Raw genomic sequence first — 21,327 nt, forward strand, 5'->3', positions numbered from 1 at the left:
AGGCAGCGCCAGGTTGCACCTGGCCTACGGGTGTAGAATCACCCCTGGGCGCATAAAAAAAGCCCCAAGCAAGATTGCTTGGGGCTTTTAAAAAAATGGCGATACCTACTTTCACGCTGGTGGGCACTATCATCGGCTCGGAAAGCTTAACTACTGTGTTCGGGATGGGAACAGGTGGGACCTTTCCGATATGGTCGCCAAAAGGACCGTGTGAGGGATGTTTCGCCCAGCACACGGCCAGTTGTTTGGTAATCAGCAGTTCGTTCGGCACAAGCGAGTGATCCGAAGCAGCACATGACAGAATCATGAGTGCGGGATATCGATGGCCAACCCTTCGCCCGTTAGTACTGGTTAGCTGAGCACGTTACCATGCTTACACATCCAGCCTATCAACCTGGTCGTCTTCCAGGGGGCTTTCGACAGTTGTCTACGAATCCTTATCTCTGGGAGGGCTTCACGCTTAGATGCTTTCAGCGTTTATCCTTTCCGAAGTTAGCTATCCAGCCGTGCCGCTAGCGCGACAACTGGTACACCAGAGCTTCGTCCAACTAAATCCTCTCGTACTAAAGTTGAACCCCATCAAGATTCGAACGCCCACGGCAGATAGGGACCGACCTGTCTCACGACGGTCTGAACCCAGCTCACGTACCACTTTCATTGGCGAACAGCCAAACCCTTGGGAGCTTCTACACCCCCAGGATGTGATGAGCCGACATCGAGGTGCCAAACCGCATCGCCGCTGTGGACGCTCGGATGCGATAAGCCTGTTATCCCCGGAGTACCTTTTATCTGATGAGCGATAACCCTTCCATTCGGGATTACCGGATCACTAAGGCCAACTTTCGTTCCTGCTCGAGTTATGGCTCTCGCAGTCAAGCACACTTCTACCTTTACGCTCTACGCCTGATTGCCGACCAGGCTGAGTGTACCTTTGCACTCCTCCGTTACTCTTTGGGAGGAGACCGCCCCAGTCAAACTGCCCGACTGACACTGTCCTTTGCCCCGATTCAGGGGATCAAAGTTAGAATTAAAATATGACCAGGCTGGTATTTCAACAACGGCTCCTTCCACACTGGCGTGCGGAGATCAAAGCCTCCCAGCTATCCTACACAAGACATATCTCAACCCAATATCAGCCTACAGTAAAGGTTCACGGGGTCTTTCCGTCTAACCGCGGGTACGTGGCATCTTCACCACGACTACAATTTCACCGGGTCGGTGGTTGAGACAGTGCTGAAATCGTTACGCCTTTCATGCAGGTCGGAACTTACCCGACAAGGAACTTCGCTACCTTAGGACCCTCATAGTTAGGGCCGCCGTTTATTGGGGCTTCGGTCGCTTGCTTCGCGTTAGCTAACAATCTTCCTTAACCTACCAACACCGGGCAGGCGTCAGTCTCTATACATCCACTTGCGTGTTAGCAGAGACCTGTGTTTTTGATAAACAGTCGTTACAGCCGATTTTCTGTGGCCCTCAACAGCGTGAACCATCGAGGGCGCCCCTTATCGCGAACTTACGGGGCCATTTTGCAGAGTTCCTTAACCACCGTTCTCCCGAGCGCCTTAGAATACTCATCTCGCCTACCTGTGTCAGTTTTAGTACGGTCAGTTGCTTAACCTAGCAGCTTTTCTTGGACGTCCTTCCAATGACTTCGAGAACTTAAACGCTCTCGAGCTATGCCTTGTATTATGCGGGTGATTTAATCCCCACCAACTCAGCCTTCGCTACGGACATTTCTATTCGTACCGCTCACTTTCTGGACGCCGTCCCTGCATCGAATACACAACCGGCGAAGGAATGTTGACCTTCTATCCATCGTCTACGCCTTTCGGCCTGGACTAAGGGACCGGCTAACCCTGGGCGGAATTACCTTCCCCAGGAAACCTTAGGCTTTCGGCGAACAGGATTCTCACCTGTTTTATCGTTACTCATTCCGGCATAATCGCTCCATGACCCCGACACCACTCGTTACCGTATGGCTCGTATCTGGTCACGGACGCTCTCCTACCACTCTAGATAAATCTAGAATCCGCTGCTTCGGTGTAATACTTACTCCCGTTCATTATCGGCGCAGAAATGCTCGACTGGTAAGCTGTTACGCACTTTTTAAATGGTGGCTGCTTCTAAGCCAACATCCCAGCTGTCACGGCACTTCAACTTCCTTAGTGACTAAGTATTACTTAGGGACCTTAGCAGGCGATCTGGGTTGTTTCCCTCTCGACCCTGGAGCTTATCCCCCAGGGACTGACTGCCGAGATAATTTTACCGGTATTCGGAGTTTGGTTCGGTGAGGTACCCCGGGAAGGGCCCCCATCCGATTCAGTCTCTCTACCCCCGGTAAATAGTGGCTCGACGCTATCCCTCAAGATATTTCGGAGAGAACGAGCTATCTGCTGGTTTGATTACACTTTCAGTCCTCCCCACAGGTCATCCCCTCAGTTTTCAACCTAAGTGGGTTCGGTCCTCCACGCAGTTTAACCCACGCTTCAACCTGCCCATGGGTAGATCACACAGCTTTCGCGTCTGCAGCATACGACAATATTCGCCCTATTCAGACTCGGTTTCCCTTGGGCTTCGTTCCGGAGGAACTTAACCAAGCCGCATACCACAACTCGCCGGATCATTATGCAAAAGGCACGCCGTCACCCGTTCAAATCGGGCTCCGACCGCTTGTAGGCACATGGTTTCAGGTTCACTGTCCTCCCCTTACAGGGGTTCTTCTCACCGTTCACTCACGCTACTGGTTAGCTATCGGTCGTTAAGGAGTATTTAGCCTTGCGGGATGGTCCCCGCGGATTCAGTCCAGGTTTCACGTGACTGGACCTACTCAGGTGCTCCTACGATGTGTGTTTATTTTCGTGTACGGGACTGTCACCCTCTGTGGCGAAGCTTTCCTTCTTCTTCCACTAAAAACACACAATTCGATGTTGGAGTCCTACAACCCCGGAAGGGAAACCCTTCCGGTTTGGGCTATTCCGCTTTCGCTCGCCGCTACTGACGGAATCGATTTTTCTTTCTCTTCCTCTGGTTACTTAGATGTTTCAGTTCACCAGGTTGGATTGGGTATCCCGGGATCATCGCTTGTTTGTCAACTCCCCCAGGCATTTCGCAGACTTCCACGCCCACACTCTTAACGCCAAGGCATCCCCCATGTGCCCTTGGTAGATTGGCCAACGAAATCCCGAACTCAAGTCACTGATCCAAAACGGCCGAAGCCAGATCAGACCAACACCCAAGAATCGTGATCACCGCTGATTCATCACCATAACGATATCACATGACTGGACTCGATCCGATCACAACACCACAACAAGGCGATGCCACAATCTTCTCAAACTCAGTACTCGCACAGAATCCTATCAGATTCGCTTCTTAGCCAGCAACAAACTTGGCGGGGTTAAGGAACCCACCAAACTCCCGCTGGCGACGCTTGTTCCGAAGAACTATTTGTAGCCGCCAATCAATTCCCTTGCGGAAACCAACTGGCAGATTACTGATGCCAATTACCAAACAACCAAATTGTCAATTATCAATTCTTCCAGCCAAGCTTTCTCAGCCAGGCCCGAAGGACGCTGTGGGAACAGCCGCTGGACGCACGTTTCGGTGTGCGGCCGGCGGTCACTCGCAAAGCGGAGCGGGAAGATAGAGCCGACAACCAGTGGCGTCAACCGTTCTTCAAGAGAATTTCAAGATAACTTCTTGAACCTCTCCGCCGCAGCCTACTGCGACTTCTCCCACCGCAAAAACACCACACTTCGCGGTGTTTCCCTTGGCGAGGGAGCGGGAAGATACAGGCTTTCCCACCAGGGTCAACCGAGATCAAACCCTTTTCTTGGATTTAAAACCAACTTCCCAGGTCAGTTCGGCATGAAACTTGCCCGGGCACTTTACCCAGACCAAAAATCACACCTCACATCCCAACACCACCCAAAGTGGAGGTAGACGGGCTTGAACCGACGACCTCCTGCGTGCAAAGCAGGCGCTCTCCCAACTGAGCTATACCCCCTTCGGGTTTGCATCCCTTCCAGGATGCCGACTAACACCGGATCACTCAAGTGCTAATTCAAATTTAGATCGCAAAGCGAAACACATTGCAATCCAAGTGGGCGTGCCAGAACTCGAATCTGGGACCTCGTCGTTATCAGCGACGCGCTCTAACCAACTGAGCTACACGCCCGTGTTGTTCGCTTAAACGTGTGACGGACGACCAAGTTAAACCCGATCGTCGCCCTGTTCAAGTGAACTGTCCCACACGGCAAGTTCCGGCAGGCGAGCGAGAAGTGTACGCAAACCAAATTGGCTGTCAAAGCCTACTGGCCAAACTCTGGCAAAAACATTCTCACAAACCACACCTTCCAGGCGTTTCATCACCGGTGGACCAGTTTTTTCGGCAGTTCCGGCATTTCACTTAAATCGACATTCCCCCGAATGACCAGGTTCGGGCAAAATATCTGTTGAACTGTTTTCACCTTTTTCATGGACACTGCTGAAGATGATGGACCGCTTCCCCAGGCAACCGACCGCCGCCGATCCCCAAATCCCATCCCCACCGTTGCGTCAGGACCGCATCCCCGGCGCCGCGCCACGTCGCTGGCTCGGTCGTTGGCTGGGCCGCTGCTTGGCAACCGGGGGACTGGCAACGATGCTGGCCGGGACCGCCGCCGCAACCCCATCGGCGAGCGACGCACTCTCACTGAAACCGCTGCAGCGCGACGCCGTCTATGAACTGGTGCCGTCGGAACTAATCGCCAAGTGCACGGTCACGGACATCGACAGCGACGGTGTGAGCGGCTGGGAGGTGACCGGCCCGGACGGCACCGTGCTGCGACGCTTCCTGGACACCAACAGTGATAAACGCATTGACGTGTGGTCCTATTTCAATTTTGGCGTCGAGGCCTATCGCGATATCGACGCTGATTTTAACGGCAAAGCCGACCAGTATCGCTGGCTTGGCAACACCGGCACCCGCTGGGGAATCGACCGCGACGAAGACGGCCAAATCGATTCGTGGAAACGAATTTCGGCGGAAGAAGTCAGCGCCGAAGTGGTCGCTGCGGTACGCGATGCCGATCCGCGACGGTTCGCCCGCCTGCTGGCAACGCCTAGCGAAATTCGATCGCTGGGATTGGGCGAAGCCAAGACGGTGGAAATCGAAGCCAAAGCGAAACGCGCCGCCAGCGAATTCGCAACCATCGCAAAACAACAACAAGCCATCGGTCAAACGGCCGAGTGGATTCAGTTCGCCGCCCCCGCCCCGGGATTGGTGCCGGCGGGCACCGCCGGATCCAGCCAAGACGTAGTGGTTTATGAAAACGTCGTGGCGATGTACGAGAACGAGGGCAAAAGCGGCCAACTGATGGTCGGGACTCTGGTTCAGGTCGACGATCGCTGGCGGATGGTCGGACTGCCGAACATCGATTCCGATGGCAGCGCATTGACGCAATCGGCCGGACTATTCTTTACGCCCGGCGCCGCCAACGGAGGATCCAGTTCACCGATCGCCGATGCGGGGCTACAAACGCTGGTCACGCAACTGGAATCGATCGACGAAAAATTGCAGTCTGCCGCAGAGTCGGCGTTGCCACAATTGCATTCCCAGCGAGCTGATTTGCTGGAAAAACTGATCGCCGCCTCGGGCAGTGTCGAAGACCGCACGACCTGGACACGGCAATTGATCGACACCGTCAGTGTGGCGGTGCAAAGTCGGCAATACCCCGACGGATTGGAACGATTGAAAGCGGCCGCCGGCAAATACGCGCGTCAAAACCGCGCGCTCGCGGCTTATGCGGATTACCAAGCGATTCAAGCGGAATATGTGGTTCGCCAAACACCCGACGCCGACTTTGAAGAAGTTCAAGAATGGTACCTGACGACGCTCGCTGACTTTGTCGACGCCCATCCTCGCACCGAACAATCGGCTCAAGCGATGTTGCAACTGGCACTCAGCAAAGAATTCGAGGAGAACGAAGAAGAGGCGTTGGTGCTGTACAAGCGAGTCCGTGACGGATTCAAAGACAGCGATCCCGGCGCCAAAGCGGCCGGCGCTGTTAACCGGCTTGAATCCGTTGGACGCAAGATTGAACTGGCTGGCAAATCCATTGACGGCAAGACGTTCCAATTGTCGAGCCTGCGTGGGCGGCCGGTGATCGTGCACTACTGGGCGACCTGGTGCGAGCCCTGCAAACAGGACATGAAACTGCTGAATCGATTGCAAGCGCGCTACAAGCAAGCCGGCCTGACATTGATCGGAATCAACGTCGATGCCCTCCGCAGCGATGCCGAAAAGTACATCCAAGAAACTCGACTGCCCTGGACACAGCTGTTCGAAGAAGGCGGACTGGAATCAAGTCGATTGGCACAGGCCTTTGGTGTGCAAACACTGCCGACGATGATGTTGATCGACAAGAACGGCGTCGTCGTCCGACACAATGTTCGCAGCGATGAACTGGACGCCGAATTGGACAAGATGCTGAAGTAAACCCTGGCATCCGCATGCACCGGCAGCCGCCTGACACGCTTGGCAAGTCAGTTTCGCGCAGGCGTTAGACCTCGCGAGGCTCAAGCGTGTGGATGGTCAGCCCGCTTAGATCGTTTGTCGTCGCTGGAAACAGCAGGCTGGCCATCAGGCCGACGACGACACAGGTCGTAATCCCAACGCTGGTGTACAGGTAACCGTTGATCGGTGTGTAGCGCCACATCGTGAACATCACGCCCGCCCCGATCAGGGCACCGATCAGGGCGCCTGTGGCATTGGCCCGGGTACTGAGCGCCCCAAGGATAAACAGGCCTCCTAGAACGCCCATGAACAATCCGATCACGGCGATAAAGGTGTCGAATAGCGATTTGATTTCGGGGTCGACAAAAACGAACCCCAGCAACGTTCCGGCGACTCCCATCAGGAACGTCAACCAACGCGCGGCGGTCAAATAACCGCGCTCGCTGCGGCACACGTTGAGCGGCCGCAAGAAATCCGTCACGATCGTTGTGGCGGTCGAATTCATACTCGTCGACACGGTCGATTGGGCTGCGGCAAACACCCCTGCAACAATCAATCCGGCCAACCCGATCGGCATCTCACTGGCGATAAAATACGGAAACACTTGATCGGTCGTGATGGTCGGATCCAGTTTATCCGGATGCGACCGATAGTACGCGAAAAGTGCGGTCCCGATGCCGAAAAACAACAGCGTCGCGGGGATCGTGAGCACCGCATTGGTCCAGATCGAACGCGCCGCGAGACGCTGGTTTTCCGTTGTCATGTAGCGTTGAACGACGGCCTGGTCGGCGGTGTAAGACGACAGGTTTTGGCCGATCGCACCGACGATAATGACCCACAATGCGATCTGTTTGGAACTGGCGTCGAAGTGCAAATTTGCGATGTGAAACTTGTCGGCCTGAGTCGCACTGTGAAAAAATCCTTCGACACCGCCATCACAGCCCATCACCAACAGAATGATCGCCAGCAAAGCGCCGCCCATTAGCACGACGGTTTGAATCGTGTCGGTCCAGATCACTGCTTCGACACCGCCCAGCGTGCAATACAAAATGCTCAGCACGCCCATCAACAACACCGACTCGGTCGGTGTCAACGGCGTGGCAACCGCCAACGCAAACCCCGTCAGCGACATCACAACGGCCATCCGAAACAGGTGAAATAGCGTAAAACTGGCGCTGCCCAACAACCGCACCGGACGGCTGAATCGCTTTTCCAAGTACTCGTAGGCACTGGTCGCATCGATTCGTCGAAAGAACGGCAGGGCGACATACACGGCCACCACCGCGACCACCGGAATCATGAAGTTTCCCAGTGAGTAAACCCAATCCTGGGCATAGGATTTGGATGGAATCCCGGTGAAGGTCAACGAGCTAAGCATGGTCGCAAAGATGCTGCACCCGGCCGCCCACCAGGGAATCTGTTTTCCGCCGCGAAAGAAATCGTCTGTGTTTTTGTTCTTGTTGGCAAAGTAAACGCCGACACCAACCATCGCTAACAGATAGCCGAACAGCACGGTGTAGTTGACCACACCGAATTGTCGTGGCGCCGGCTGTGGGCGAATCAAATAGACATCCGACGTGCGGACACGCGGTCGGATTTCGCCGCTGGCCACGAGGATCGCATCGTCCCAGTGAACCGCAGTGGTGGTGACCGGACTGGCCGGCATCGTGCCCGCACTAGTCCAAGTGTCGGTGATCGTGTGGTAGGCCAAGGCCTGTTTGACGAAACCGGGATGATCGTCTTTTAACGTGCCGGCTTGAGTGAATAGCGACCCATCGTCGCCACCGAGTACAAACACGTGGCTTTGCCCATAGTCGATCGCCGCGGCGGCCATCACACAGCGTGGCGCATCGCTGCGTTGCCGCCAACTGCGTTTGCTGGGCGAGTATTCCCAAACGTCACGCAGAAAACGGACTTCGTCACCCGCCTGGCGGCGGCCGCTGATCAGATACACACAGTCCTCGAACCCGTTGTGCTGGTGCACGGTCACATTCAATGCCCTGGGCGGGCCCGGGCATTCCGGCAACGACTGCCAACCGAACGCCGACGGGTTCCCCCGCTCAGAAAGATCAAGCACCCATAGTTGGTTCATTGCCGAATCGAGTGACAATCCGGATTGGCCACCGGCCAGATAAACCTGGTCGCCGATTCGGGTCGCCGCACCAAATGCGCAGGGCTTGGGCAGCGTGGGGAACGGCGTTGTTTGAACCGATTCGGTCGCCGAATCCCAGGACATTAGAAAACACCGATCAAAGACCGATTGGTCGTCGCTGCCCCCGATACACAAGACGCCATCGGGCAGCGAGACCGACGCTCCATAGGCAAGCGGGCGATCGAGTGTGCCGGCATCGTGCCAACGGATGTCGCCCACCGGGTGGCCACCGGCCTGCTGCTGGCGGGGCTGGCGACCGACAAAAATAGTGTCCCGCCATCGCTTGTTGGTTTCCCAAACCGGAACGGGAAAATTTGCTCCGCCGGCGACCAATAGAACCGCGGATGGATCGCCAGCCGACTGGACCCCGACAAACGGTCCCGCCAGCCCCAGTGGATCGGGAATCGCTGGCAGCGGGTGCCAATCCAACCGAAACGCAGCGACCGCGGAGGGGTCGGCGGGCTGATCAGCGATGGCTGCTGGCGTCGACCAAAACAGCCACACGATCAAAAAACTAAATGCAAAACCTTTCATCCGGCGGCAATCCATGCGTCAGAAATTACAATCAACTGATGCGGCAGATTACCACGATCGACGCACCGACGGTTGGATGCAAATCCGAACCGACCAAGCTAGACTGACCTGTGCCGCCCGTCTGACCAAACCACCGGAGAACTGATTCATGTGGCGATTGATATGGCTGATTCTGATGGCCGGGACGATCGGATTTCACCCGCTAATCAGCACCGCCCAGCAACCCGCTGAGGAAACCCAGCAAGCCGCTGAGGAAACCGCCCAGCAAGCCGAGACGGACGATGACGCGATCGGTGACGGCGCAGAGGCCCCCTCCGTCGACCCGATCGCCCCCGAGATCGCCAAGATCCAGGCCGCCGTTGCTGCTTATGTGGATGCGTTCAACAGCAAAGACGTCGATAAACTGATCGCGTTGTGGTCGGCCGACGGGGTTTACGCGAGCCAAACGCAAGGCGAACAAATCGCCGGGCAAGCCGCACTGCGGAGCGAATTCACAGCGATCCTGACGGCGGAGTCGGTGCCCCAATTGAGTGTGGAATCGGATTCGATCGAGTTCCTTTCGCCCAACGTCGCTGTCGAACAGGGAACTGCCACGCTACACCGCGACGGACAACCGGCAACCGCGGATGACCAAACCCAATACAGCGCCGTTTACATCAAACAAAATGGCAACTGGATTCTCGATCGCGTCAGTGAACAGAGCGTGGAATCGGCACCCAGTCACTTTGAACAACTGCAAGCACTCGAGTGGATGGTCGGGCAATGGAGCTGCCAGGGCGAAGGCTGGGCGGTGGAGTTTGATTGCGACTGGACCAGCCACCGCAACTACATCAGCCGAGAATACAAGATCATCGACGAAGCCGGTGTAGAATCCTCGGGCATTCAAATCATCGGCTGGGATGCCAAACAAAAACAGATTCGCAGCTGGCTATTCGACTCCGATGGCGGATTCGTCAGCGGCGAATGGACGCGTCATGACCAGGGCTGGATGGTGCAATCGGTAGCGACGCTCGCTGATGGTACCCAAGGTTCGTCCACCAGTTTGATCGATCCGATCGACGACAACAGCTACTCCTGGCAAAAAATCAATCGCGTCGTCGACGGCGAAGTGCTGCCCAATTTGGATGCCGTCACGGTGTATCGAAACTAGCTGTATCTCGAATTGAATGGTGCAGCAAAACAAGCCAGACCGCCACATCTTCCCAAAACACCCCTGATCGCAGGGCGATTCGCATGAACCAAACGAACCGCATGAAACGTTCTTTGAACGTCGCCGCTTGGCTGCTGGTACTGGCACTGGCCGGCAGCTGGTGTTGCCAAAGCACCCAAGCACGCGGCCGGGGTGGCTTCAGCCGAGGTGGTGGAGGCGGCATGCGCGGTGGAGGCGGCATGCGTGGTGGCGGCATGAGTCGTCCCAGCCCCTCGATCAGCCGACCGAGTCACTCGTTCAGTCGTCCCAGCCCATCGATCAGTCGTCCCAGCAGTCGTCCCAGTTCGTCGTTTAATCGACCGAGTTCATCGTTCAGCCGACCGAGCTCGCCAATCAATCGTCCCGGATCATCGATCAGCCGACCGAGCTCGCCAATCAGTCGTCCCGGATCATCGATCAGCCGACCGAGTTCTCCGATCAGCCGCCCCGGGTCGTCACCTTCGATCAACCGTCCGGGAACGAGTCGCCCCAACGTTGGCAGTCGCCCTTCGATCGGTAGCCCCTCGTTTAACCGTCCGTCCCAGGGCCAATTGAACGACTTTCTGAACCTCAATCGCCCCTCGTCCGGATCGCGACCGAGCGGTGGTGGTGCTGCAGGCGATTTTTTACAACACCGTCCCTCGACACGTCCTGCCCCGGTCAGCCCGGGCAGTCGGCCCGCTCAAGGCAATCGGCCGGGAACCGGAAATCGACCCACCACGTTACCGGCAACACCAGGCAACCGACCCGGAGCGGGGAACCGTCCCACACCCGGCGATCGCCCGACCACGCTGCCGGCAACACCAGGAAACCGACCCGGAACGGGGAACCGTCCCACACCCGGCGATCGACCCACCACGCTGCCGGCAACACCAGGCAACAGACCCGGCGGCGGTGACCGTCCGACCACGCTGCCGGCCACTCCTGGAACACGTCCACCGGGAACTCGTCCACCAGGTGGCGGACCCGACACACGACCACCGGGAACTCGTCCACCAGGTGGCGGACCCGACACACGTCCACCGGGAACTCGTCCACCAGGCGGCGGACCCGACACACGACCACCGGGAACTCGCCCACCAGGTGGCGGACCCGACACACGTCCACCGGGAACTCGCCCACCAGGCGGCGGCCCCGGCACGCGACCACCGGGAACACGTCCACCAGGCGGCGGACCCGGCACACGACCACCGGGCGTGCGACCGCCGGGACATTACCCTGGACATCGCCCTCCGGGTACACGACCACCTGGCTATCGGCCTCCCGGACAACGGCCCCCGGGCTATCGACCTCCCGGATTCCGACCGCCACCACCGGGACACCTACCCGGCTATGGCCCCGGCTACTGGAACCGCTACCCCAACTGGCGTTGGGGATGGGGACGCTATCCGAATAACTGGTGGGCCTGGGCAACCGCGGGCGCCGTGACCGGCTGGATCATCGGCGGATTCGATTCTCAACCGATCTATTACGATTACGGCAACACGTTGTACTACGACGAGCAGACGGTCTACTACAACAACGAACCGGTCTGTAGCGCCGCTGAGTATGCCGAACAGGCACAACAGATCGCCGCCAACGTCCCCGAGGTGAAACCCGAGGATGTCGAATGGCTGCCGCTGGGCGTGTTTGCCCTGTCGTCCAGCGCCGACGATTCTTCCGAAGACTCGACGTTGTTCGTGCAGCTTGCGATCAGCAAAGAGGGCATCATCGCGGGCACGTTCCAAAACACCGCGACCGATGAATCGTTTGAAGTCGAAGGCACCGTTGATCGCGAGACCCAGCGGGCCGCGTGGGGACCGGTCGACAAAGACTGGCCGATCATGGAAACCGGGATTTATAACCTGAGTGAAAATGAAGCGGATGCATTGATGCATTTCGGCAACGGTGAAACCCAACAATGGACCATGATTCGAATGGATGAGCCGAAAAAGTAGGGATCGGTGAACAAATTCTGGTGTCACCGAACGGATCGAATTGCGAGATCGATTGACCGCCAACGTTGAATCGACTGCGATGACGCTACGGATTCAATTCGTAGGGTTGGCAAGTTGGCGAGCGGGGCGCACGATGAACGCCGCTACACAATTCACTTCATTCTTCATCGGCTAGTACACCATGTCTGTTTGTTGCATCAACGGTCCGGACGGTCGCCCCCAATACGCGCTCTATCGCGACGGACAGATCTGTCCGTTGCGAAACGTGATCCAGGATCTAGCGGACGACTTCAACCTGTTCGAACTTGCCGCAGCAGGCGGTTTGCCAGATGTCTCGACGGTGCAACCGGGCCTGTGGTCTGCCGCACCCGACGTGCTGTTACCACCGGTTCCCAAACCCGAAAAAGTCTTCTGTATCGGGTTGAATTACCGCGACCATGCAATCGAAACCAATTCGCCGATCCCCAGCGAACCGGTCGTGTTCAGCAAATTCAACACGGCGTTAATCGGACATGGGCAATCGATTCAGTTGCCATCGATTTCGTCCAAGGTTGACTATGAAGCGGAATTGGTCGTAGTGATCGGTCGTCAAGCCAAGAACATTTCGGCTGACGAAGCACTGGAGTACGTATTTGGTTACACCTGCGGACATGACGTCTCAGCCCGCGATTGGCAAAAGGGTCGACCGGGCGGACAGTGGCTGTTGGGCAAATCATTTGACACGTTTGCCCCGGTGGGTCCCTGCATTGTCACCCGCGACGAACTTCCCGATCCCGCGGACGTCCGCGTGCGAATGAAACTCAACGGAGAAGTCGTGCAAGACAGCACGACGGCACAGTTGATCTTTGACATTCCGACGACGATCGCGCACCTGTCGAAGTTCATCACGTTGGCGCCGGGCGATTTGATCTTCACCGGAACACCACCGGGGGTCGGTGACGCCAAAGATCCGCCGGTGTATCTGAAACCGGGCGACCACTGCAGCGTGATCATTGACGGTGTGGGAACGCTGACCAATCCCTGTCAGTAACTCTCGCCAGTCGCGACTCTGTCGCCGTCCGGCTAGGCCACGTGGCGGGTGGTGCGACCGGTGGCTCGGGTGACCGGGTGCCGCTGCACGACGCTGCGGTCGGCCAATGGATAACGGATTTTTGCCAACGCGTTGCTCATCGCTACGCCATCACGAAATCGCTTTCGCGGCGCGGGATCGATGGCCTTGCGAATCAACGCCACCAAGTCCGCAGAAATTCCACGGCGGAGCCGATTGTAGCCGGGCAGCGGAGCTTCAAAGGGATACTCCGGCAGTTCACCCGAGAGCATCCGGTACAGCACCAAGCCCAGCGAGAACACGTCGGTGCGATAGCTGGGATGCCCCATCGCCTGCTCGGGCGCCATGTAGCCGAGTGTGCCCGAAGCGGAAACATCAAACGAACCGATCTGGAACCGCGCCAATCCGAAATCGGTCAAGCGAATTTCGCGGTCGGGAAATAGAATGAAGTTTTCTGGTTTGATGTCACGATGCAGCACCCGGTTTTCATGTGCATAGGCAACGGCGTCGACCATTTGCACTAGGTAGTCGACCACCAACACACGCGACATGCGGCGGCACAAACGATCGGCCAACGATTCTTCGCCGAGCGGAAACACCATCAAGAACCGATCATCAACAAACTGTGCGTTCTTTAGCTGCAGTACGCCGGGGTGATCCAGTTTCGCCATGATCCGAACTTCGCGGTGCAGATCATCCAACGACTGCGTGTTGGTGATGTAGCGATCATCGGGAATTTTGATCGCGACCTGACGGCCTTCGATCGTGTCCATCGCAGTGTAGACCGTTGCAAAACCGCCTTCCCCCAAGCGTTTTTGAATCCGGTACTTTCCCAGCCTTGCGCCGATGCGCAGTGCCGGTTGGGGAGCGGACTGGTTTGCAAAGATTTTAAACGTCGTCACGATCGCTCACGATGATTGTGGTCTGTGAGATCAAGACACTCAGATGGTCTTGATCACCCCGGGGGCGGTGTGTCGATCAACAACCCCAACTGTTCGCATCGTCCCCAATCGACAAAACAATGTCCCGCGCAACAGCTTTTCTTGACTGCCGGTATAAATCCACACTTCAACTGCCACGCAAGCCGGATCATCCGGCGATGGTTATTGGCAACCGAAGCGTCAGCGAGGGATCCCGTTATCTGGCTAAATCCCTCGCTCGCGCGTCGGGTTACCATCAAAGCGCAACTGCTAAACCAAAGTCATCCAGCGGCGGAGGACTGAGTGGGCGAGCAAATGCACCAGACCGAAGAGAGCCAAACCGAGCAGCGTTGACGTGAATACGGCTGCGATTAGCGCGTCGGTGCGGACAAACCCCTGCCAGTGAGTCATCAACGTCCCCAACCCGTCGTACTCGGTTCCATTGCCGACAAAAAATTCGGCAACGATCGCTCCGATCACCGCCAGTCCGCTGCTTGTCTTTGCGCCCAATACCAAATAAGGCACCGCCGCCGGAACCTGCAATCGACACAATCGTTTCATCCTGCCGGCCCCGTACAGTGTGAACAAATCCGACCATTGACGATCAACGGCGGTGAGGCCAGCAGTGACACTGTTGACGATCGGGAACAGACAAACGATCACCGTGACAATCACCACGGTACGAAATTGATAGCCGCTCCATATGATCAGCAACGGCGCAATGGCGACGATGGGTACCGTTTGCAGAAAAATCACGTAGGGGAAAAATGCCAGACGCACCCGCCGTGACTGTGAAAACACAACGCTGATCAACGAGCCGATACATATCGCGACGACCAAACCGACCAGGGCTGCTAAACCGGTCGAATAAAGTGCGGCCAACAGTGCGCTGCGATTGGCAACCGCCGCCTGCCAAACCTCCACTGGCTTTGGCAACAAGGCGCGCGGCAGATCAAATCCCCAGGCGACCAAGTGCCAGATCACCAATGCAACCAACGCCACCAGCAATGCCGGAATCCATTGACTGGACCACTGCACCAGCCGATGGACCACTGTGCGAGGGTTTGGCGAGATTGAATTCATCGCGATGCCCCGCTGCGCGTCGTGTCCACTGTTGTTTCTTCACCACGCAGCGCATCGCTGACGACTCCGAAGAACGATGCAAATTCAGCCGTTCGCATCAGCGACGGATCACGTGGCCAGGCCAGCGGATTGTCAATCGATTGCTCCAACTTGCCATGACGCATGACCACGATTCGTCGCGACAGAAAAATCGATTCACTGATGTTGTGAGTCACCATCACCGCAGTGAATCTGCGTTGCTGCCACAGATCCAGTAGCAACCGTCCCAAATCGCTACGCAACATATCGTCCAGGGCTGCGAACGGTTCATCCAATAGCAAAATCCCGGGATTGGTCACCAGCGCGCGGGCGATCGACGCCCGCATCTGCATCCCGCCCGACAATTCGTGGGGGTACTTGTGATGCGCCGCAGACAACTGGACCGCGGCCAGTGATTCGGAAGCCGCATCCAATCGATCCAGTCGATTTCCATGGCCGATCAGTTCCAATGGCAACATCACATTTTGTAGCGTCGTCGCCCACGGCAGCAGGGCGGGTTGTTGAAACACAAATCCGATCTGCCCGCTATTGGCAACCATTGGCGGCGACATCAAAACGCTACCTTGATACATCTTTTGCAGCCCACCGATCGCCCGCAACAACGTCGTCTTGCCACAGCCGCTCGGCCCGATCAACGAGACGATTTCACCGCTACCAACGGTCAAGTTGACTGCATCAACGGCAGGTTCGTCGGCATCGAACGCAACGGTCACGTCACGGCACTCGATGGACGCTGCAAGCGATGACGGGCTGGGGCTAGATTCGCTCAACGACTATCGCTCGATTTGATCAATGATGGTGTCGGCAATCGCCAACGAAGCGGTTGCCGCCGGCGAAGGTGCATTTAGAACGTGAATCGCCGATTGACTGGACTGGATTAAAAAATCGTCGATCAAGGTCCCGTTATTGGACACTGCTTGAGCACGGACGCCCGCTCGGCCGGGCACCAAATCAGATTCTTGTAGCGTCGGCAGAAGCTTTTGTAACGCTTTGACAAACGCGGGCTTGCGCAGCGAGCGATGCATTTCCCCCAAGCCGGCTTTCCAATGCCGCAGCGCCAGTCTGCGGAACCCACCATAGCGAAAGGTTTGCGCGACATCTTTCAAACGAATCGTTTTCCAATCGTATCCCTCGCGGGCGAATGCCAGCACCGCGTTGGGGCCACATTCAACACCGCCACCGATCATCCGAGTGAAATGCACTCCCAGAAACGGAAACGATGGATCGGGTACCGGATAAATCAAGTGTTTGACCAAGGATTGCCGCTGCGGCGCGAGTTCGTAGTACTCACCACGAAACGGCACAATTTGCACGTCGGGTGTGACCCCGCTCATCCGGCATAAACGGTCACTGTGCAAACCACCGCAATTGATCATTTTGCCGCCGTGAAAGACTTGGCCGTCGCGCGATTGCAATCGGATCGATTGCGGCCGGGACTCGATGGAGGTGATCCGCGCACCGAAATGCATTTTGCCGCCTCCATCGGTGATCCGCTGCGCCAGTCGCTGGCAAACCACCGCGTAATCGACGATCCCGGTTTCCGGCACCAACAATGCGGCGATCCCAGCAGCGTTGGGTTCTCGCTGTCGCAATTGATCGCTGTCCAGTCGCTGGACCTGCACGCCGTTTTGGTTGGCGCGGTCGGCGATGCGATCCAATGAGTCCAGTTCCCTGTGGTCCGTTGCCACCACCACTTTGCCACAACGTTGCCAGGGAATTTGGTGCTCGTCACAAAACGCTTCCATCGCGGCTTTGCCGGTTCGACAATTGATCGCCTTTTGTGACCCTGGTTTGTAGTAGATTCCGCTGTGCAACACACCGGAATTGTGACCACTCTGGTGGCGGGCGACCTGCTTTTCCGCCTCCACCACCGCGACCGAGCAGTCCGGCATCCGTTGCTGGAACCGCCAGGCGGTTGCCAGTCCGACGATTCCGCCGCCGACGATGATCAGGTCGGCATGATCGGAGGATTGCGGCATCGTGATTTTGGTGGAGAACAAAAATGGGGCGGAGCACAATGGTGGACGAACACCACGAATTGCAGCGTGGTTGTGGTACTATAGTTGCGGATAAACCTCTTCTAGAAAAGCACCGATGGCTGCACGTCAATCCAAACCTCTGTATCGCTATCGGCTGACACGGTTGGGGTTTCACTTTCTGTTTGTCGCCCTGTTCGCAATGATCGGTGGATCGCTGCGTGGATTCAATCTGTTGCTGGTATTGGCTGGATTATTGGTGGGTGTGGTCATCGTCCAGTGGCGGCAGGGGCGATCGGCGATTCGCAGAACTCGGTTGCGACGTCTGCCCAGCGGCGGGACCTTTGCCGGACACCCGTTGTCGATCCGCTATGAAATACGCAATGCGAGCCGCTGGTTGCCATTGTGGATGATTCGCGTCGAAGACAGTGTGACCAACGTGTTGCCGCTGACAACATCAACCGCGTCACACCAACAGGTGCCGATGATTGCCAGCGTGGGCAGTGTCCCGGCCGGTCAGATTGCTGGCACATCGATCATTTGCCGATTCAGCCAACGAGGGGTCTACCAGTTGGGGCCCCTGATCGCATCCACCTCGTTTCCATTCAGTCTGCTTAGCTGCGAACGGTTGTCGCCTAATGGGTCGGACCGGGTTTACATTTACCCGCGACGGTTGGAACTGCGACGCGGTTGGCAAACGCTGCTGCCGCCACGGCGGGGCGGCGACGGCAACCGTTCGACCGGTGGAAACAGCCAGGATGGTGAATTTTTCGGACTGCGTCCTTGGCAATCCGGTGATCATGTCAAACACATTCATTGGCGGACCTCGGCCCGAATCGGCGGTCCCGCGGTGCGTCAGTTCGAACAGCGCAATCGTCATCAGATCTGTGTCGTGGTCGATGCCTATTGCGGCGCAAATGGCGCCGGCAGACGCGATCTTGAATCGGTCCTCGAATTTGCCACCACGGTGTTGTGTGAACTTTCTACCCAAACCCATTCGGTGGCATTGTTGGTGGCCGACGGCCGGCGTGACACCTGGGCCGGCCAGTCCCAGGGCAATGATGTCTCCGGGTTATTGGAACGTTTGACGATTGTTCCTTCGTCGTCGGATGATGATTCAGCGGATTCACTGTCGACAGCGGTCGTTGAATCTGCTGCGCGTCTGCGACGCTACGATTTGGTAGTCGTCAGTTGTCGTCCATTCGCTGATGTCGTCGGACAGGGGATGAAACCCGGTCTCAATGCCAGTGGCCGCAGCGGCATCGCTTCCATCGAACAACAGGGACGCGCCTTTTGGCGTCATTTCCATCGGGCCAATCGCTTGGCTTGGTTGAATCTGAATTCGCCGCTGGTACAACGTTTTCTGCACGACGAGGACGTTCGGCCGATCGATCATCGGGACATTGCTGAGGCCACGCGTGTCAGTCACTGAATCATCTACCGCTCCCCGCTCCCAATCGGTGGAATCCGAATTGATGCGTCTGCCGGCGGTGCGACTGCGACTGGAATTCCAATTCGCGTTGCTCTCAGCGGCCGGAGGAATGGTGTTGGCATCCGGCCAGGGCACCGAAGGCATCGCGTTGTTGGCGATCTTCATGGCTGCGTTTGGGTTCGTGTTCGTCGATTGGTTACGAGTTTTTGAATTGCCACCGATTGGTGCATATTTGGCGATGGGCGGCGCCGCCGCGTACTGTGTGCGTGATTTCTGGGGGCTGCAGATGCGTGGCGAACCTCAGATGATTTCCGTCGCGCTGCTGTTGGTGTTGGTGCAAGGCGTGTTGATGATGCAGCACAAATCACGGCGAATCTTGGAACAGCTGGCGGTGTTCTGCTTGCTGGAATTGGTCGTCGCAGCAATCTTCAACGATGCGATCAATTTCGGCTTGCTGATGATCCCGATTGCGCTCATCGGCGGCAGCGCGCTCAGCCTGTTGGGATTGGTGGCGATCATGGAACACATCAATGTGACAGATGCCCCGCAGGTCGCTGCGACACCGACCACCCGGATCGGTCGGTTGTTGCGGATGCTGGCCGGACAAACCGACCAAGACCTGCAGCAGCAGGGAATGGTTCGGATGACATCTCCCGAATCAGCGCTTGCACTTTACCGATCGGCTCGGCCATGGTCACGGTTTGCCGTGTTGACGCTCACGCCGGCGGTTCTGTTGGTCGCCACAGCTTTCTTTTACGTCCTGCCGCGTAAAGTCGACGCCGCACGAGGTCGCTCGGGCGGGCCGGCACTCGTGGGATTTGATGACAAAATCCAGCTCGAGCAGTTGGGCCAAGTGATGCAGAATCCCAAAACGGCATTGAAAGTCGAATTGACCGACGCGTCCACCGGCCAGCCCTATCAAATCGCCGACAGCCTGTACCTGCGCGGCAAAGTCCTGGAACACTACGAAGTCAATTTCGCAGGCCATCGGCCGGTCGCCAGATGGGTCTCCCTGGATCGCCCGTCGCTCAATCAGCGCCAGCGACCACTGCCCCCCGCCTATCAACCACGTCGTTCGTCGCATTTGAATTCGTATGACGATGTACATGTGAAATTGACATGCGAATCGATGAGTCGCCCGGCGTTGTTTTCGATCGCGCCCTACTACGCATCCGGCGACGCGTTCGATGTCATTCATGCGGCCGGTGACTGGACCTTGGCCAGGGCATCTAGCGCCCCTCCCTTTCCCAAACTGCGATATGAATTTGGGACTCATGCCTTTCACCGAGGCGTGCAAACAGGATGGATCGCGCATCAACCGGAAATGCGGCGAATGTCCAGTCCCAACGGGATGAACCTGCGGTCGTTCTTCGCACCGCCCCCGACGGCGCTGCGGCCAAACTACATGCAGGACTTGCTGCAATTCGATCGCCTGCGGGTGCCGACCGCGGCGCGGTTGGCCGAGCAAGTGCTCGATGATTTGGGGCTCAAACAGCGATCGCCGGTGAAAATCGCACGTGCAATGGAATCCTTTCTGGCAACCGATCCCCGGTTCCATTACACGTTGAAGTTGGATGCCACGCCGATCGATAACGTGGATCCGATTGAACAATTTTTGGCTGTCGATCACCGCGGTCACTGCCAGTACTTTGCATCAGCGCTGGCGTTGATGTTACGTAGCGTCGGAATTCCGTGCCGTCTGGTCGTTGGCTATCGGACCGAGGAATTTAACCGAATCGGTGGCTACTACATCGCTCGCCAGCAACATGCCCATTCCTGGGTCGAAGCCCTGATCGACGCCCGTGAATTACCCGACCGTTCGGTGGTCGCCGGCCAGCGCCCGTCCGATCGCTATTGGATACGGTTGGATCCGACGCCCGGCGTCAGCGAATTGGACGACGGCAACAACACCGGTGTCGATGGATTGATGGACATGGCCAACAACATCTGGGAAGACTATGTCGTTGAAATGGACGCCGAACGCCAATCCGAAGAACTGGTCCAAGCGACCGGACTGGGCGATGTCCAAACCTCCTATCGAAGTCTCTTTGAGCGTTTGGAACAGAAACTCGCTGAAATCCGCTCGGGGCGACTCGGCGGCGGCAGCATGAGTCTGCGTGATCAATTGCCGCTCAGAATGATTGCCGCGGTGATCGGTGGAATCCTGGTTCTGGTCCTGTTGTCACAGATCCGTTTCCGCAAGTGGTTTTCATTCGCGCGCACACCACACACGAAACTCGTCCGCCAACAACCGACGCTGGATTTCTACCGAGAAACCCTGCGCCAACTCGAACGGGTCGGCATCGAGCGGCAAGCGGATGAAACGCCCGCTGAACTGTGCCGCCGCGCTGAATCCAGCTATCCCATCCTGGCAGAATTGACCACGGCCTTCCAACAACAGCGCTATGGCAGTTTCGCCAGCAACGACGCAGAACACCTGCGCAGCGCGCTCGATGGGTTGACCGCAGACGTCGATCAACAACTGGCCAGCGGATCCGTTCACCCGAGTGAAAACTATTGA

At 57.1% G+C, this 21,327-nt stretch carries 13 protein-coding genes, 2 tRNA genes and 2 rRNA genes; 6 read left to right on the top strand and 11 right to left on the bottom strand.

Annotated features, from left to right (window positions below; translation table 11 throughout):
• Positions 1-93: 93 nt before the first annotated feature.
• The 4 genes from rrf to NHH03_RS11360 all read right to left on the bottom strand — a co-directional run bounded on the left by rrf (position 94) and on the right by NHH03_RS11360 (position 4,177).
• Positions 94-202: ribosomal RNA gene (gene rrf, locus NHH03_RS11345) — 5S ribosomal RNA — on the bottom strand.
• Between the two features lie 120 nt (positions 203-322).
• Positions 323-3,172 (bottom strand): 23S ribosomal RNA (locus NHH03_RS11350).
• A 761-nt stretch (positions 3,173-3,933) separates the two neighbouring features.
• Positions 3,934-4,006: transfer RNA gene (locus NHH03_RS11355), tRNA-Ala, on the bottom strand.
• Between the two features lie 97 nt (positions 4,007-4,103).
• A tRNA-Ile gene (locus tag NHH03_RS11360) sits at positions 4,104-4,177 on the bottom strand.
• A gap of 315 nt (positions 4,178-4,492) precedes the next feature.
• On the opposite strand from NHH03_RS11360, the gene NHH03_RS11365 reads away from it, so the two are divergent.
• Positions 4,493-6,478 (top strand): redoxin domain-containing protein, encoded by a 1,986-nt coding sequence (locus tag NHH03_RS11365; protein ID WP_253156139.1) that lies wholly within the window; start codon positions 4,493-4,495, stop codon positions 6,476-6,478.
• A 64-nt stretch (positions 6,479-6,542) separates the two neighbouring features.
• Here the strand turns inward: NHH03_RS11365 and NHH03_RS11370 are convergent, their stop codons facing one another.
• Positions 6,543-9,182, bottom strand: coding sequence for a sodium:solute symporter family transporter (locus NHH03_RS11370; protein ID WP_253156141.1), 2,640 nt, complete (start codon positions 9,180-9,182; stop codon positions 6,543-6,545).
• A 148-nt stretch (positions 9,183-9,330) separates the two neighbouring features.
• On the opposite strand from NHH03_RS11370, the gene NHH03_RS11375 reads away from it, so the two are divergent.
• Positions 9,331-10,332: a YybH family protein gene (locus NHH03_RS11375; protein WP_253156143.1), complete on the top strand. Its 1,002-nt coding sequence runs from the start codon at positions 9,331-9,333 to the stop codon at positions 10,330-10,332.
• A gap of 289 nt (positions 10,333-10,621) precedes the next feature.
• Here NHH03_RS11375 and NHH03_RS11380 read toward each other — a convergent pair whose 3' ends face one another.
• Positions 10,622-10,945 carry a hypothetical protein gene (locus tag NHH03_RS11380; protein WP_253156144.1) on the bottom strand — a complete coding sequence of 108 codons (324 nt, stop codon included), beginning with the start codon at positions 10,943-10,945 and terminating at the stop codon, positions 10,622-10,624.
• Positions 10,946-11,031: 86 nt separating this feature from the next.
• Positions 11,032-11,682 carry a hypothetical protein gene (locus NHH03_RS27920; RefSeq protein ID WP_261364220.1) on the bottom strand — a complete coding sequence of 217 codons (651 nt, stop codon included), beginning with the start codon at positions 11,680-11,682 and terminating at the stop codon, positions 11,032-11,034.
• Between the two features lie 113 nt (positions 11,683-11,795).
• On the opposite strand from NHH03_RS27920, the gene NHH03_RS11390 reads away from it, so the two are divergent.
• Together NHH03_RS11390 and NHH03_RS11395 are read left to right on the top strand one after the other, a co-directional pair.
• A complete protein-coding gene (locus tag NHH03_RS11390) occupies positions 11,796-12,308 on the top strand; it encodes a hypothetical protein (RefSeq protein ID WP_261364221.1) in 513 nt (170 codons plus the stop codon).
• 181 nt (positions 12,309-12,489) lie between these two features.
• Complete coding sequence (locus tag NHH03_RS11395) at positions 12,490-13,338, top strand: fumarylacetoacetate hydrolase family protein (protein ID WP_253156148.1); 849 nt, start codon at positions 12,490-12,492, stop codon at positions 13,336-13,338.
• A gap of 32 nt (positions 13,339-13,370) precedes the next feature.
• On the opposite strand, the gene NHH03_RS11400 is transcribed toward NHH03_RS11395, so the two are convergent.
• From NHH03_RS11400 to lhgO, 4 genes are all read right to left on the bottom strand, one after another.
• Positions 13,371-14,258, bottom strand: a complete 888-nt coding sequence (locus NHH03_RS11400; protein WP_253156150.1) for a serine/threonine-protein kinase — start codon at positions 14,256-14,258, stop codon at positions 13,371-13,373.
• Positions 14,259-14,546: 288 nt separating this feature from the next.
• Positions 14,547-15,359, bottom strand: a complete 813-nt coding sequence (locus NHH03_RS11405; protein ID WP_253156152.1) for an ABC transporter permease — start codon at positions 15,357-15,359, stop codon at positions 14,547-14,549.
• Positions 15,356-16,168 (bottom strand): ABC transporter ATP-binding protein, encoded by an 813-nt coding sequence (locus tag NHH03_RS11410; protein ID WP_253156154.1) that lies wholly within the window; start codon positions 16,166-16,168, stop codon positions 15,356-15,358. Before NHH03_RS11410 ends, NHH03_RS11405 begins: the two co-directional genes overlap by 4 nt.
• A gap of 3 nt (positions 16,169-16,171) precedes the next feature.
• Positions 16,172-17,377 (bottom strand): L-2-hydroxyglutarate oxidase, encoded by a 1,206-nt coding sequence (gene lhgO / locus NHH03_RS11415; RefSeq protein ID WP_253156156.1) that lies wholly within the window; start codon positions 17,375-17,377, stop codon positions 16,172-16,174.
• Positions 17,378-17,492: 115 nt separating this feature from the next.
• Between lhgO and NHH03_RS11420 the strand changes: the two genes are divergently transcribed.
• Positions 17,493-18,806 (top strand): DUF58 domain-containing protein, encoded by a 1,314-nt coding sequence (locus NHH03_RS11420; RefSeq protein ID WP_253156157.1) that lies wholly within the window; start codon positions 17,493-17,495, stop codon positions 18,804-18,806.
• On the top strand, positions 18,793-21,327 hold the full coding sequence (locus NHH03_RS11425; protein ID WP_253156158.1) for a transglutaminase TgpA family protein: 2,535 nt from the start codon (positions 18,793-18,795) through the stop codon (positions 21,325-21,327). The genes NHH03_RS11420 and NHH03_RS11425 overlap by 14 nt, the downstream gene beginning before the upstream one ends.

This window comes from Stieleria tagensis (assembly GCF_024129865.1).
GTDB lineage: Bacteria > Planctomycetota > Planctomycetia > Pirellulales > Pirellulaceae > Stieleria > Stieleria tagensis.